At 48.5% G+C, this 15,003-nt stretch carries 13 protein-coding genes; 5 read left to right on the top strand and 8 right to left on the bottom strand.

Annotation, left to right across the window (positions count from 1 at the left end; translation table 11 throughout):
- Nucleotides 1-7 precede the first annotated feature (7 nt).
- Both NOU37_05970 and NOU37_05965 read right to left on the bottom strand, forming a co-directional pair.
- Nucleotides 8-1,627: a hypothetical protein gene (locus NOU37_05970; protein ID MCQ4574777.1), complete on the bottom strand. Its 1,620-nt coding sequence runs from the start codon at nt 1,625-1,627 to the stop codon at nt 8-10.
- Between the two features lie 62 nt (nt 1,628-1,689).
- Complete coding sequence (locus NOU37_05965) at nt 1,690-2,481, bottom strand: glycosyltransferase family 2 protein (protein MCQ4574776.1); 792 nt, start codon at nt 2,479-2,481, stop codon at nt 1,690-1,692.
- A gap of 355 nt (nt 2,482-2,836) precedes the next feature.
- Here NOU37_05965 and NOU37_05960 point away from each other — a divergent pair, with 355 nt between their 5' ends.
- Nucleotides 2,837-3,106, top strand: coding sequence for a TIGR04076 family protein (locus tag NOU37_05960; GenBank protein ID MCQ4574775.1), 270 nt, complete (start codon nt 2,837-2,839; stop codon nt 3,104-3,106).
- Nucleotides 3,107-3,187: 81 nt separating this feature from the next.
- On the top strand, nt 3,188-4,669 hold the full coding sequence (murC, locus tag NOU37_05955) for a UDP-N-acetylmuramate--L-alanine ligase (GenBank protein MCQ4574774.1): 1,482 nt from the start codon (nt 3,188-3,190) through the stop codon (nt 4,667-4,669).
- A gap of 87 nt (nt 4,670-4,756) precedes the next feature.
- Here murC and NOU37_05950 read toward each other — a convergent pair whose 3' ends face one another.
- The 5 genes from NOU37_05950 to NOU37_05930 form a co-directional block, all read right to left on the bottom strand.
- Nucleotides 4,757-5,557 carry a hypothetical protein gene (locus NOU37_05950; GenBank protein MCQ4574773.1) on the bottom strand — a complete coding sequence of 267 codons (801 nt, stop codon included), beginning with the start codon at nt 5,555-5,557 and terminating at the stop codon, nt 4,757-4,759.
- A gap of 131 nt (nt 5,558-5,688) precedes the next feature.
- A complete protein-coding gene (locus tag NOU37_05945; GenBank protein ID MCQ4574772.1) occupies nt 5,689-6,483 on the bottom strand; it encodes a hypothetical protein in 795 nt (264 codons plus the stop codon).
- A gap of 199 nt (nt 6,484-6,682) precedes the next feature.
- Nucleotides 6,683-6,955: a tetratricopeptide repeat protein gene (locus tag NOU37_05940; protein MCQ4574771.1), complete on the bottom strand. Its 273-nt coding sequence runs from the start codon at nt 6,953-6,955 to the stop codon at nt 6,683-6,685.
- Nucleotides 6,956-7,011: 56 nt separating this feature from the next.
- Nucleotides 7,012-9,006, bottom strand: a complete 1,995-nt coding sequence (locus NOU37_05935) for a tetratricopeptide repeat protein (protein MCQ4574770.1) — start codon at nt 9,004-9,006, stop codon at nt 7,012-7,014.
- Nucleotides 9,007-9,047: 41 nt separating this feature from the next.
- Entirely contained in the window at nt 9,048-10,976 is a 1,929-nt protein-coding gene (locus NOU37_05930; GenBank protein ID MCQ4574769.1) for a tetratricopeptide repeat protein, read from the bottom strand.
- 383 nt (nt 10,977-11,359) lie between these two features.
- Here NOU37_05930 and NOU37_05925 point away from each other — a divergent pair, with 383 nt between their 5' ends.
- From NOU37_05925 to NOU37_05915, 3 genes are all read left to right on the top strand, one after another.
- Nucleotides 11,360-11,863, top strand: a complete 504-nt coding sequence (locus NOU37_05925; protein MCQ4574768.1) for a hypothetical protein — start codon at nt 11,360-11,362, stop codon at nt 11,861-11,863.
- A gap of 306 nt (nt 11,864-12,169) precedes the next feature.
- Nucleotides 12,170-12,991, top strand: coding sequence for an IS1 family transposase (locus NOU37_05920; GenBank protein MCQ4574767.1), 822 nt, complete (start codon nt 12,170-12,172; stop codon nt 12,989-12,991).
- Nucleotides 12,952-13,740, top strand: coding sequence for a DUF3800 domain-containing protein (locus tag NOU37_05915; protein MCQ4574766.1), 789 nt, complete (start codon nt 12,952-12,954; stop codon nt 13,738-13,740). The genes NOU37_05920 and NOU37_05915 overlap by 40 nt, the downstream gene beginning before the upstream one ends.
- 391 nt (nt 13,741-14,131) lie before the next feature.
- Here NOU37_05915 and NOU37_05910 read toward each other — a convergent pair.
- Nucleotides 14,132-15,003 (bottom strand): methyltransferase domain-containing protein (locus tag NOU37_05910; GenBank protein ID MCQ4574765.1); only part of this gene is annotated, 872 nt, incomplete at its 5' end.

Raw genomic sequence — 15,003 nt, 5'->3', positions numbered from 1 at the left:
GGGTATCTTATTCCAACGGGTGCATGGCCACCGGTATTCTCTTGTTACTCTCCCTCATCACCTCGCGCAGGAACGCGGCCTTGGAACGGGCATAGGTCTCGTCGCCCGCGTACGCCTTGAAAAAGCGCATCCTGTCCGCCCACGTTATGCACCACGGGATTGACGTATGTAGCTGCGCAAGGTTCTTTATCCTCCGTCTGAGGGAAACCTTCTGGTCAAAGACTACTTTGTCGTAATCTATAAAATAGAACTCCCATCCACCGTCCGGGAGTTCCTCTACGAGTATGTTACATGCCTTCAGGTCGCCATGGTATGTATTTTTGTCGTGCAGGGACCTTATCGCCCCGGCAAAGCTTCTTATAAAATCGTCCTTCCTCTTCAGTTTGGGGCCTTCCACAGGCTCCTTGAAATGTTCAAGTATATAGTAGTCTATGCGCGGCATGTCCACCAGGGCCGTACTCAAGAGAAACGCCTCATCCGCCCCTTCCAAAAGCGCCAGGGGTTTTGACGTTGGTATGTTGCGCACAACAAGACCATTACCTATGACCCATGCCCTCCTGGCCCTGGACTTGCCCAGGCCGCCCTTTATGCGGTCGAGCATGTTTACGTTCCTGTAGTGTTTGACGCAAACCTTCCCCTCAGGTGTCTCTACGATGGAGAGGTCTGTCTTTTTCGTACTCTTCACGGGTTTCCCGCCCTTTTCAGCAGCTTCCTTATAGGCCCTGAAGGCGTTCAGTATCGCCCGTCTGTCAACTTCCTTCCTATGGAAAAGCCTTAGACCTTCACAGTTTCCCACAGAAAAGCCCGTACTCTTGACCAGGCATCTCTTTGTCCTGCTCTTTAAATGCGTCTGTCTTATTCGTGTTGCCACGGATTTGACGGCCTTCAGCTTCTGTTTAAGGTTCGTCGTAAAGCGCGGGTCCCCTTCGGCATAAAATTTCAGAAACGTGTCCTGGTCACGTGAATCAAAGGTGGGTGCGAAGGAATCTATCAGTTTCGCCAGCATGTATGAAATCTGGCCCTTACTCAGGGACGTAAGCAATCTTGCAGAGTGGAGGTCTACCACGAAAAGCTCTGAATTAATACCCCTTTTTTTAAGGAGCATATTGCCGAGTTGAAAGTCTTTGTAGAAGATGTTTTCCTTGCGGAAGCCGTTGGCCAGCGAAGCGAGAGCGGCCAGGAGCTTCTCCTTCTCTGCATCTACGCCGCCAGCCTCTCTAAAAGGCACGGCACCGAGGATTTCAAGGCTTACCAGATAGTTTTCAATGGTTTTTTTGTTCCATCTCTCCCCCAGTGCGACGGGCGCCGGCACAGGAAAACCCTTCTGCCTCATCACAATCATCATCTTCCATTCCCTGTAGGCCTGCGATTGGCGAAGCTTTGTCAGGAATCTTTCCCGCCAGTTTCTAATCTGATATCTCTTTATATATACCCCGGCCGCGGCCGGATGGACCGGCTTGTACATGTAAGTCGTGCGATACATATTCCGCTTCACAAGCCTGCACTTCTCAAGAGAAGGAAGCTGTTCTATCCGCCTCAGTACGCGGCTCTCCATGATGCGGCTGTACTTGCTCGCCGCCGTCCACTTGATGTCATTGTGCTCAAACGTGTAGAATTCCGGTTCCATGTCCACCACCCCGCAAAACTAATCGCCGTTATAACGGGCAATCACTCCCACAAAAAGAATCTCTAATGGTCGCCGCCCTGCCCATCGCCTTTGTCCTTAGTGTTTTGCATCTCCCAGCACTTTGCATACTTAAGAAACGAGTACATTGAGCCCATGACGGATATGACCAGACCCGCCACGCCGTCCAGAAACCCCAGCTTTAAGAAATACATGGAAAAAAAACGGCCAACGGGCCTGAATATCACGTGAAAGAGGCCGAACCTGACCCCCTGCTTTTGCATCTCTTCGGCAAAGATGGTGGTAAACTTGTCTACGGTGGCCAGCTGTCCGGAAATATTGTCATAGCTAAAGTGCTGCAGGTCTCCGGTCAGGTTCTTTATAAGCCCCCTTTCAAGTGTGACCCTGTCGTGCGGGTTGACCCCGCCCCATCTGCCCAGGTTTCTTCTAAAAAGCCGCAGCTTGTAATCAGGATACCAGCCGGTATGGTTTATCCACCTGCCCATAAAGTACGTGTGTCTGGGCAACAGGTAGCCGTCGTAGACACTCTTATCCTTAGAAAGCTCTTCCTGGATCTCCGTTGCGAGTTCGGGCGAGACACGCTCGTCGGCGTCGACACACAGGACCCAATCATGACTGGCAAGGTCCAGGGCATTGTTCTTCTGCTCTATATGGCCGGGAAATGGCTTATGAAAAACCTTGTCCGTGTACTCCCTGCATATCTCCACCGTGTTATCGGTACTGCCGGAATCTACCACCACTATCTCCTCGGCCCATTTTACACTCTCCAGACAAGGGCGAATCTTGGACTCCTCATTATGTGTTATTATACAGACCGATATGGCAGGTCTAGACATTTTCCCGGAAATCCCCCGATGAATCTAAGCCGGCCCCCTCACACACCGGGCCCTGCGCTCACTAACGGCATCGTCCCGCTCCCCGGCTTGCGGATGAACGAAGGTGCCAGAAGAATTGACCGGATATACCTCTTCTGTGTAAGTAAGGCCCCTAACTTTGGGAGTAATCACGGCTTAAGTACGTTCCACAATATAATAAAACACTAATTATATACCTCGCCACGGTGGAAAGCAAGCCCAAGAGTCAACATGTACGAGGTCAGGTTTGATATCATGGACGGGCTGTGGCGGCGTCCTGCAGCTGAGAGATTCACGGCTTGAACCTTAAATTTATGTGATATAATTCTCAAATAATATGGCAAGAAGACCAAAGATAAAGATTACCATAACGGAGCAGGTGCGGCCCGCGCCCTGTCACAGGGGGCACAAGGTGGGCGAGACGTTCGACTTTGACACGGAGCGCGGTAAGATCTGTCCTATGATGATGCACGTCCTGTTTCCCGCCATAGATATATTTAGATACGGCGGTTCTTTCCCCTGGTCGGATGACCCCCACAAGGCCGCATTCGCCTGTCCCGACCCGAAGACGCTGCTTGTGTTTGAGGTTGAGAAGCTGGATGGCTAGAGCCCGCGTGGTGCGTCCCGAGAAACATCTCACAAGGCAGTCTGAATCACAGCAAGCTTAATCCTTGACAACGGGTTAAACTTGCGTTATACCTTTGCCATTAACTCGCTCAGCGAGGGGGGCACATGGATATATACAACCCAGGGAATGAAGACGACAAACGGCTCCTTGAGCTATCACTTCGTAGGGCTCGGCGGTAGCGGCATGAGTGCCCTTGCCCAGGTACTGCGGGCGAGGGGCCACAGAGTAAGCGGCTCCGACAGGAGCCTGGATAAAGGGTTGAACGCCGCCACCTTCCAGAAGCTCTCCCAACTTGGCATTAGCTGCCATCCTCAGAACGGTTCAGGCCTCGAAAACGGCGTTGACATAGCCGTCGTATCCTCAGCGATAGAAGAATCCAACCCCGACATCAAGACGGCGCGTGAGAGGGGCATCCCCATAGTTAACCGCGCGGCCCTGCTTGCCGTTCTTTTTAACGACCTCCGGGGTGTCGCCGTCGCCGGAACAAACGGCAAGACTACGGTAACCGGCATGGTCGGATGGATACTGGACACTACCGGTATCGACCCCACCGTGACGGCAGGCGGCATAATGAAAAATTATGTTGAGGCCCCCGGGCTGGGCAACGTCCGCCTGGGCCATTCCGACGTCTGCGTTATAGAGGCGGATGAAAGCGACGGCAGTCTTATATACTACCGGCCAAAGGTTGGAGTCATCACGAATATCACCAAGGACCATAAGCCCATAGATGAGCTACTTAAGCTATTTTCCACCTATGTCGCGAGTTGTTCGAAATTAGCCGTCAACTCCGACTGCCCCCTGGTGGGCAGAATTAAACCGCTGCCGGTTGAGACCGTTACTTTCGGTTTTAACAGGGGCGCGCTTATCACTGCCACCGGCATAGACACGGACAGCAGGGAATTGTGCTCTTCATTCAAGGTTAGCGGCGTACCCTTTGAGCTGAACCTCCCCGGCAGGCACAACGTCATGAACGCCCTGGCGGCGATATCTACCGCCCACCTTCTGGACATACCGCTGGAGGTCTCGGCGGAGGCGTTGAGGGATTTTCGGGGTATAAAACGCAGGCTCGACGTAATAGGGGAAACACGCGGCATTAAGGTCATAGACGACTTTGCCCACAACCCGGTGAAGATAAGGACGTCTATCGAATCCGTGCGGCCCATTTCCCGCAGGATACTGGCGATATACCAGCCCCATGGCTACCGTCCCACACGCTTTCTCAGGGAGGAGCTTGTACAGACATTCTCGGAGTCGCTGTGCGCGGACGACGCACTGTACATGCCGGAGATATTCTATGCCGGTGGCACCGCCAAAAAGGACATATCATCCAAAGAAATAATTGACTCCATATCGGCCAACGGGATCAGAGCGCACTTCGTCCCGGCACGATGGGAAATCGCAGGGCACATACTTTCGGAGGCGGTACCGGGGGACGTCGTACTGGTTATGGGCGCGCGCGATGACACACTCACGGATTTTTGTCTGGATATCCTGAATTCACTTAAGGAAGAAAACACCCGCACAGGGGTCGTGAGCCGATGAAGGGCCGCCGGGGACTGAGATGCAAGGTGTGCCGGCGACAGAGGCAGTTTCCGGTTGGAACAACTCCACGGAGCTAAAACGTCGGCGTTACAGTTCGTTCCTCTTCAGGTTTTCTACGATACTGCGGTAGAACCGTCTCTTGTCGAAATTAGCGATGAATTCGAGGTCAAACCTCCAGCCGATGAAGTTTAGATGATCGGCATTAGAGTTACCCATGTATTTGACGCCGTTGCTGCCGTCCTGCCATCTGGCGGAGCGCACGGATACCAGGCCGTCGTTTTCTCCCTCCTTTTTCATTATCACGTCAAAGAGCGGCCACAGGAGGGGCGAGACCTTTGTCTTTTCCTTAGACCCGCTGTAGGTAAAATACTTTATACCCTCAACGTTCTTAACCTCCTCATTGAACCTCTTGCAACTATCCGTAGTGAGGTCATGGAAGCTACTGGCGTCCGTCCCTACATATTTTTCCACCAGGACGGCCAGCCCTGACAGCCTCTTTGCGCACCAGTCGGCTGCCGGTGTTCCGTGGTGCGGTGTAGCTATTGTGGTAAGTGAAGCTACCGTGTCGTGCATGCCCAGGCTGGATATGGCGTACCGGGAGTCGAGCCCCCCCATGCTGTGGGCAACGATGTTTACCTTATCTTCCCCGGTCTTCTGGATGAAATCGCGAATCTGGGCCTTGAGCAGGGCGGCCCTCTTGTCAATTCGGGCGGTTTCTGATGTAGTGGTTGTAACCTTGCAGCCGAGCGATGTTATATACTTGGATATGCCCAGGAAGTAAGAAATGACCTTGCTGTCAAAACCAAAGAGACCCGGAGCCAGCACAATGGGATACTTCGTTCCCGTGGGCCTACGTCTCTTCTTCTTCCGCAGTATCGTAATTGCCATCTCAAAAAGATTCTCTGTTTAATTGCGTGATGATATCGTTATGAACCCCCTTTGTCTAGAAGATAATAGATGGCGGTATACCGCTTTCAGGCCCCGTTTGTATGCCTACAGCAATCCGGTGTACGGACGGTCTACCAGTCCGGTTCGTTGTTATTCGCTATATTCCCCTGGATCTGTTTTGCCTCTTTAATGGTATCTCTGTTTTCCAGGATTTCCGACGGTATGATATCATCGCTCTGAGCGGCTATTTCCGCGAGAACCTTCCTTGAGCCCATCTGGTCGTTGGTCACCCACATGGCCTGCGCCAGTATAAGCTTGTTCATCAGCAGTTTTGGCTGTATCTCAACGGCCTTCTTGGCATAACCCAGTGCCTTCTGTGAATCACCCCGGGCCAGCAGATACTCGGCAGTGCGCATGTCGGGCTGTCCGTAGAGGCCCTTCGGGTCGAGGTCCGCCGCCTTCTGGAACTCCTTCTTTATGCCGCCACCCGTCAGCCCGCCCCTGAAGGATGCCTTGTGTATGCTCCTCCACAAGCCCAGGTTCGTACCCATGTAATAATGCGCCTCCGCGTTTTTCGGCTCTATGTCTATCGCTTTTTCGGCCCACTTCTGTCCCTTGTCGGACATGTTCGAGCGGTCGTCATCACTCTGTGAAAAATACTGCGCAATCTTGTAATAGGCGCGGGAAAGCTTAACGTACACCCCGGCGCGCGCCTTCTCGTCTTTCTCCGGAATTTCCTTTACGGCCGCTTCATATTGCTTTATTGCCGCTTCGAGTTCCTTCCTTCCGTCCTTGTCAGACCTCTTTGCGTATAGCTCATCTCCCTGCTTTACGGTACTCTGCCAGTCCGCGTAAACGGGAACATAGGGATATACGGTGCAGGCAATGACGGCCAGTGCCATCAAAACAGTCCTGGTAGTTGACATCTTTCTATTTCCTTAATGTAAAGGGACAGAGCCGGCAGCTACCGCTGATTGCACCCTCTTACCGGCGGCCTAAAAGCCTCCTTTCAATCTCAACTAGAATAAATAATTAATCGAGAATGTAAAGTCTAAAGTTGACGGGACGGGACAGGCATAAACATTTGATTAGAGGCGAGACAGCCGTAGAACCCTTGCAGCCATGTCAATGGTTTTTTACCATATCACCGGGACGGCGTGGCAACCCATGTTTCTCTACAGTCCGTATGGTCTCTTTAATCCTTTCAGTGGTCTCCCGGTCGCCGCTGACCTTCAGGGCCTCCCGGAGGTAGTGCATGGCCTTGCCGGGATTCCTTTTGTGGTTCAGCCACAGTTCGCCCAGCCTGATGCGCACCTCCGTATTATCGGGTTCAGTCTTGAGGGCCTTTGTATAGGCATCTACCGCCTCGCTCAGCATACCCTTGTTCTCATACACCACGCCGGGTCCGGCATCCAGTCATGGAAGCATATTAACTCGCAAAGACGAACGACCTTCTACCAAGGGTCCTTTTCTGTGTGAGGTCTAAGTAGTTGTGATGCTTGTTTCTTTATAATATCTATCGCTAGCAAGACCCTTTTCAAGGTCTCTTTGTCTAAGTCCGACTTTAGGGCGGCGTTCAGGTGCATGAGTGCCATGTCGGGCCTCTTTTTGTAATTCCACCATAGCTGCCCTAATCTTATGTGCGCCTTTGCATTTTTGGGGCCGGCCATTACAGCCTCCGTAAAGGCCGCCAGGGCCGCATTCATCTCCCCTTTTACCTCGCACAACGCACCTAGATTTTCGTATGCAATACTAAGCCCTGGGTCAAGCTCTATAGCAAGTCTGAATTCCCTTTCTGCTTCCTCTAAAAGTCCCGCCCGGTAGTAGGTGAGACCCAGGTTATTATGCCCGTCGGCTTTCCAATAAACAGTTTTTAGGCACTCCCTGTACAGGTCTATGGCCTCGGTATGTTTGCCTCCCTGCGAATAAATACCCGCCAGGGCAAGGCTGGCATGGTAATAAGACCCCATGCCTAAATGTCGCCTAGAACGTGGAGTCGCTTTAAACATCTCTATACATCTCATGTACTCTACCTCGGCCTTATCCAGCAGTTCATCCAACTCGTAGGCCTTGCCGAGATTATAGCGAGGCCTTATCTTATTGGGAGATTTTCTTACCGTATCCTCCCACAGTGAAACCTCTGTCTTCCACACTTTATTATGTCCGTATGTGCAGATGCCGTAGAAAAAGACTATGGCGATAAGTGTTGCCAGTTCTGCCAGATAAAGCCGTCTTGGTTCTACTCCCTTCCATTCACCCACGTAACGAAATACCTTATGAACACCCACAACAAGAAGTAGATAAAATGCAAGGCTCGGAAGATACAGCCTGTAACAGACCATAAGCTCCCGCACGCCCTGTGGGAAGAAGCCGCTGTTGGGTAATAATACCACTAAAAACCAGAGTATAGAGAATGCCAGAAGCCTTGCTCTATTGAGAAATATAAACGCAAAACATAATAGGCCGATAGTGACCACTGCGGAGATTGCCGTGGAGGGCTCCCAGATGGTGGTTACCAGCGTAACGTCGTAATCTATGTTCAGCTTGCTAGGCAGTGGCCACGCAAGTAGTTTAATATATTCCATAATAACAACTGTCTGAGTTAACAGGTACTCCCAGGGTTGCCCTATAGCAGCAGTTGTCGTATCTACGTCAGCTACTTTAGCTGCTTTTAGACCAAGCGGCGGTGGAATTGTCTCCATCCCGTTTGTGCGCATATAAGCCCAGGCAATATATGGAAGCACCAATTTAAGACTACGTGGCCAACCATGCCAGTCCCTCGACACAAAGCATAGGTAAAACAAAAACATCATTATAAAGCTCGTATATGCAAACTCCTTGCAGTAGGTACTGATAAGGAAGAAAACAATGCTCAACACGTAGAATGGTATGCTGACACTGCTTATAGAAACAGCTCTTGCAAAGAATACAAAGGATAAGAGATAAAAAGTTGAGGCCAGCTCACCATTTCTCTCCACTACATAATTAACTGTGTGCGTCTGTACAGGGGATGTAATAAACAAAAGGGCAACAAACAGAGCAAGGACAGGCACTCGAGAAGTGCCTCTGATGCGAGTTTCCGATATGTATTGATTGAGGATAATTATCGCAAGGAAGTACACCAACACACCATTCAGCAGGTGGATGCAGATGTTTGTCCAGTGGTAGCCCTCTACAGACAATCCCGATAAATAATAATTGAGCGCAAAACTGGCTTGAACCACCCCGCGCTGCGTAAACAAAAACTGTGGTATGTTGCGAACGTCCTTTATTGCGGCATTATCTACAATACTATGATAGTCGTCAAAGTGGAAGCTGGAATGGATGGTGTTCGAGTAGACGACAAGCCCGGTAAGGACTATGGCAAGGCATGCCAGGCCATGGAAGCGTCTCTCCCCTCTGTCCGATACACTCAAACCCATAGATAGCTCCCCCCACCTCGTCATCATATATGCCCAATCTACCTTGTCCGGAGGGAACTATCAACCCCCTAGGGTGGGGTGTTGGATCTGGTATCCCGGATAGACACAATCATGCCCAGAATCTCTTTTCTTTCTTCTGTGTTAGTACTCTGCGTCAGCGCCTCCTGCAGATGCCGCATGGCCTTGCCGGGATTCCTTTTGTGGTTCAGCCACAGTTCACCCAGCCTGATGCGCACCTCCGTATTATCGGATTCGGTCTTGAGGGCCTTTGTATAGGCATCTACCGCCTCGTTCAGCATACCCTTGTTCTCATACACCACGCCAAGTCCGGAGTACGAACGCGAGTGTCGCGGGTCCAGGCGTATGTCCAGCTTATACTCGGCCTCCGCCTCGTCCAACCTGCCGGTATAGACGTAGGCGTCACCCAGATTTCGATGGGCCTTTGTACTTTTCGGATAAATCCTTATGGCTTCTTTTAATATCGTTACGGCCGTGTCATGCAGTCCCGCATCAAAGTAAATCATCGCCAGGTTGTTGCACGCCGCGCTGGCGCAACGCAGCTCGTTACCGTTCCTTATTTCAGGCATCTTCGCGTGGATTGTCTTACATATAAAGTACTGTTTCCACGCCTTCATGGTCTGCCCTTCCTTCTGGTAGCAGCGGCCAAGGTTGAAGTGGGGTCTTATCTTATCGGGAGATTTCTGCACTGCGTCCGTCCATAGTGTGATCTCCGTCTGCCATACCTTGTTCCGCTCGTGCGCGCTCACGCCATAAAACAGGACTATGGTTATAAATACTGCCAGCTCCACAAGACGAATAAGCTTCGGTTCTAATCCGTTCTTTTCGCCTGCGTAACAGAGTGCCTTATGGATACCCACGACCATGAGCAGGTAAAAGCCCAGCCCAGGGAGATACAGGCGATACGAGACCATAATGTCCATAACGGGAACGAGACCGCTTGTAGGAGCCAATATCACAAAAAACCACAGGATACAGAAGGCCATCGGCCTCGCCCTCTCTAGATACAGAACGGCCGTGATGAGTATCGCAACAATAGACACCGCTGAGAGCAGTGTAGGGAACTCCCATAATGTGCCTGCCAGCGGGAAGTCGACGTCCACGTTAAACCTGCCTGGAAGGGGCAACAGGAGTAGTTTAATGTATGCAATGAGGACATTGGATTGAGTAACTAGATATTCCCAAAAGGTCCAGTCGGAGATTTGCTCCAGGGTGACGTTCCTCACCACGCCAAAATAAAATGAGACCGCCCATACCATAATATATGGCAATATCAGCTTAATTCCCCTGCGGGGTGACCGCCAATCTCTGGTGATGAAGCATTGATAGTACAAAAACATAATAACCGGCGCCGTGCAGGCCATCTCCTTGGACCATATGCCAAAAAGAAAGCTCACCACGCTCATTCCATATAGGTAGACCCTTATGCCCGGCCTGTTGACGGCCTTAATAAACAGCAGAAGCGACGAGAGATAAAAGAACGATGCCGTCAAGCCGTTCCTTTGAAAAATATAAGTAACCTGATGGGTCTGGATAGGACTGGTAACAAAAAACAGGGCCACAAACAGGGCAAGGATACGTACACTGCTGCCACCACCGCCGTTCCCGGCCCCGCTCCCACAAGGGAAGAACTGTTTCAGGATGATTATCGCGAGGAAGTAAACCAGCATACCGTTCACCAGGTGGATGGAGATATTTACCCAGTGGTAGCTTTCGACAGACAGTCCTGAGAAATAATGATTGATGGCAAAACTCGTCGTAACCACACCGCGCGATGCGAATGAAATACCGTTTTTCTGAAAGAATTCTGGTACGTTGTGAAGATCCCTTATTAACGGATTGTCGACGATATATTCATAGTCGTCAAACTGGAAGCTGGAGTGGATGGTGTTCGAGTAGACGATGAGCCCGGCAATGATGATTATAAGGCAGGCTGCGAGGTGAAAACGGCTGGATTCGACTCGGTGGACTTCGGTCATCACCGCACCACAGCACAGTTGCCCCAATTACCACATAATGACACACTGTGACAACATATATATAGCAACATGGGGTAGTGTCCTAATTTGAACTCTAGCCTTCTCGACCTACCCAGAACGAGCACTCTTGAATCTAAGAAAATACCCACCGCAAATTTACCTTGATACCCACTGTTAATTGTTGCTGTCAATTAACTGTCATTCTATGCAAGCCACAGTGAAGTGTTTTTGTGCCACCCTAACATACGGTTTCACCATCACTTAGGATGTTTCTTACTTGTTTTAAGATAACTATCCAAAATAATACTTGACAAGTGGCAGGCTAGTTGATACACTCTGTGAAGTTAAGTTGCTGTTTTATACACAATCGGAGGTAAATCAATATGGCTGACAAAGAGGCCTTGGAGGCGGCGCTAGAAGTGTTTAGAAGGAAAAGGGCAGAGATAGACGTTATTATAGCTGGCATTATGAAGGAGTTGGAGTTGCCGGTAGATGATAACGGTGAAAATGTTGCACCTTTAGAATCAACAGCAAGTAGAAGGGTTACTTTACCGGGCGTTACACCTGGAGAATTTATTGGGAGGAAGCGGGGTGCCCAAGTTGCAGCAATCCTTTTAGGAAGAACAGATAGAAAGCCCTTAACAACCGAGGAAATCTCAGACCTGATGCAACAGAGCGGTTATACGCCCAAGAAGGATTTGTATACGAGTCTCGCCACAAGCCCAGCACTCAAACTCGTTGTGAAGAAGAGTAAGAATGAAACCTTGTGGGGTTTGAGAAAATGGTATCCGGCTGAGTCGAAAAAGAAGGTAAAAGAAAAAGCACAGCCTGAGGTGGAACCTCAAATGAAAAGGACAAAAGGGGAAAAGAGAGCGGAATCAAATTAAAACGGCATGCTGAGCTGCAACTCAGCATGCCGTATGAAGCCAAACACCCAAACTTGGAGGCTCAGATGTTTACCGTTTTCACGGCTTGGGGCTTCTTACGTATAGTAGCTAGAGGCCCACCAAAAATCAAGTTTAAACTGCAACGATGTTTTTCCTTCTTAATTTAATGGCCCAGCTGGTGCGCTAACACCAGCTAGGCCCAACCTGGAAGCCCTGAAAGAGTCACCAGGTCGAGGCCGTTAGGCCCAACTCAATTATACTCCTTTCAGGGTCTCCGTCAAGGAGACCGAAATGAACACCTTACCTATGGAGCGAAAGATACAAGTTTTGAAGGCTTTGGTTGAGGGCAATTCTATACGTTCTATTGAGCGTATGACCGGCACTCATAGGGATACGGTAATGCGGCTGTTAGTTAAAACAGGAGACGATTGCCAGAGAAAGGTATTAGACAAATACGTGCATGGCTTTCATAGTAAACTTATCCAGGTTGACGAAATCTGGACGTTTGTTCGTAAGAAGGAAAGACGGTTGACCCCCGAAGAACAAACGAATCTTGAACTTGGAGACCAATTCGTATTTGTGGGCCTGGATGCTGAAACAAAGCTAGTTCCTGCATTTACTATCGGTAAACGAAACGGGCAGACAGCAATCAAGTTTATGAGAGAGTTAAAATACCGGCTCGCTGGCAATGGGAGAATCCAAATAACCACAGATGCTTTCCGCTCGTATCGTTGGGCAGTGAGAGAAGCATTTGGACATGATGTTGACTATGCGCAGTTATCTAAGATTTTTGGGCCTACAACTCCTGGCTATGGGAGGTATTCCCCACCAAAAGTATGGGGGGTGTTATCCACGATAATCAATGGGAATCCTGATGCCAGATTTGTCTCTACAAGCTATATTGAACGGCAAAATCTTACCATGCGTATGCAGATGCGTAGGTTCACACGGTTGACAAACGCCTTTTCAAAGAAGCTAGAGAACCTTAAGGCTGCCCTATCTCTACACTTCGCTTATTACAATTTTATGAGGGTTCATAGAACTTTGGGCATGACTCCCGCAATGAAAGCAGGTATAAGTAACCACGTGTGGACGTGGGAGGAGCTTTTATCTTTTGGGGCCAATTAAAGTACTACCCAATTTTGACTATGAGAAAGTGCTTAGGATTTATTGACGGCAGTGGCAATATAACACATGACACACAGACTGTTTTTGGTCATGGTTTCTTGAAATTAACGTCTGTTGTCGATTATCATCTCTTACGGGAAGAATTAGAAAAAATCAGAGAGAGGGCAAGAAATAAACTTGGTCAAACAAGGAAGAATTTTGAATTTAAGTGGTATAAGGTCGGGTTAAGCAATATAGATTATTACAAAGAATTTATTGAGAAGTTTGTTATCTACAACAACAGTTTTCATGCCTTGATATACGATAAACACGGCAAAGATTTACACAAGAGCTGGGGAGCTTATCATACTTATTTTGAACATTCTAGGAGGTTAATAAAAAAGCATGTTAGTAAAAGTGAACGGATATATATAATTGCAGATGCAGACACGAAACCAGAAGGGGATACATCTTATGAGGAGCAGATGGGTAATGTGCATACAGTCATAAAAGCCGAAATGCTCAAATCTCAGAAGTCCGTGTTTCTCCAAATGGTGGACGTTCTTACAGGTGCAATATGCTATGATTTTCGAAAAGAACGGGGAAGGGGAGAAGCTCGAGATGAAAACAAATTAGACCTTTTAGTATTTATAAAAGAGAAGGTTAACCTAAAAACATTTGTGCCGAAGGAAGGTTGTGAAGATTATATAGAGGTGCATAACCCAAACCACCTCTCTGTTAAGGAATATTTAATAGGTGGGTTAAAATAAAAATGGCGAGGTGTCACCCACAGGCGACAGAGCCCGCCGAACAGGCCCAAGACGATGGCTTTGTTATCCTTCCCAGGCCCAATAGTAATATACCACACCCTTATGACTTGTCAAGAGAAAATTCAACAGATAAGTGCATGTCTTATAACAATCACACGACTTACAACATAGAGGGTCTTGAGATAATTTCAATACAAAATGTATGAGGGCTTCAAATTAGGACACTACCCAACATGGCATCATTCTAGACATACATCCCCGTATATGCAATGAAATTCCAGAGACAGGCTACTTGTTTATAGAAATTTTGTATGAATAGATTCAGGTAATCTCAGGTAGGTTTCCTTCTAAGGCTGTGGGGAATCAGGTGGGCTTAAAAAAGTAATAGCTGCTAACTTTTCTCAGCTCTTTTTGCTACAACAAACCAATCCCATATCTCTTCCTTAGCCTCCGGGAAATATCCGTAATCGAATTTTCTAGTCAAATCCCATGGATAGTAAACCTTTTTTGGTTCTCCAATTATTTTAAGGCCCGCCTTCTTGAATTCGTGCTTTATAGTTTTTGGAGTGTGGTAGCATTGTTGAATCTTACCATCATCAGCATACGCGCATTTAGTATCATCTACCTTCTTCATTTTAGCGAAAGTGCGAAGGGTTTCTTCTGCCTGCCTTTTATCTTTATAAAAGCTGACATAATACTTTTTCAATAACTTTCTGAGATACTTTGTTGTGTCGTAAGAAGGGAGTATAGCTAAGAGTTCCCCGTCAGATTTGAGGTGTTCTCTAATCCCTTCAAGTATTGGTACAACGTCTTTTCGCTCTTTAGGCAAAATTGAATTAACCGAAATTATTAGATCGAATTGCCGATTCAATTTTACTTTCTTGAGATCATTGCGGCACGCAGTAAATACAATGCCGTTCTTTCGAGCGCTGGTTGACGCTATTTTCAACGCGGCCCCGCTTTTGTCTATTCCCGTTAGCCTTGAAACCCTGCCTTTTAAATGTTCAATAATATTTCCAGGCCCGCAACCGAAATCGGCAATCTCCATTCCCTTAAGTTTCTCATCCGGTATTGAACTAAGATAATTCAATAGTTCATTTCTAATCTTACCTATCTTCTTATCTTTACAAACCATTTCTTTTGCAAAAGGCCCAAGGATGTAGCTATGGTATTTAGATGCCACTTCATTCCAATCAATATCGTGACCCTTGGCAGGTACCTTTTGACCACGATATGTAAGGCAAGGATTTTTTCTTAACATTG

Origin of the sequence: Candidatus Bathyanammoxibius amoris (assembly GCA_024451685.1) — a bacterium.
GTDB lineage: Bacteria > Planctomycetota > Brocadiia > Brocadiales > Bathyanammoxibiaceae > Bathyanammoxibius > Bathyanammoxibius amoris.
This window is presented reverse-complemented; position numbering and strand designations above follow the sequence as displayed.

Excerpts from the sequence above, each read along its gene's own strand:
- NOU37_05970 (MCQ4574777.1), bottom strand. The coding sequence starts at position 1,627 with ATGGAACCGGAATTCTACACGTTTGAGCACAATGACATCAAGTGGACG.
- NOU37_05965 (MCQ4574776.1), bottom strand. The coding sequence starts at position 2,481 with ATGTCTAGACCTGCCATATCGGTCTGTATAATAACACATAATGAGGAG.
- NOU37_05960 (MCQ4574775.1), top strand. The coding sequence starts at position 2,837 with ATGGCAAGAAGACCAAAGATAAAGATTACCATAACGGAGCAGGTGCGG.
- NOU37_05950 (MCQ4574773.1), bottom strand. The coding sequence starts at position 5,557 with ATGGCAATTACGATACTGCGGAAGAAGAAGAGACGTAGGCCCACGGGA.
- NOU37_05945 (MCQ4574772.1), bottom strand. The coding sequence starts at position 6,483 with ATGTCAACTACCAGGACTGTTTTGATGGCACTGGCCGTCATTGCCTGC.
- NOU37_05935 (MCQ4574770.1), bottom strand. The coding sequence starts at position 9,006 with ATGATGACGAGGTGGGGGGAGCTATCTATGGGTTTGAGTGTATCGGAC.
- NOU37_05930 (MCQ4574769.1), bottom strand. The coding sequence starts at position 10,976 with ATGACCGAAGTCCACCGAGTCGAATCCAGCCGTTTTCACCTCGCAGCC.
- NOU37_05925 (MCQ4574768.1), top strand. The coding sequence starts at position 11,360 with ATGGCTGACAAAGAGGCCTTGGAGGCGGCGCTAGAAGTGTTTAGAAGG.
- NOU37_05920 (MCQ4574767.1), top strand. The coding sequence starts at position 12,170 with ATGGAGCGAAAGATACAAGTTTTGAAGGCTTTGGTTGAGGGCAATTCT.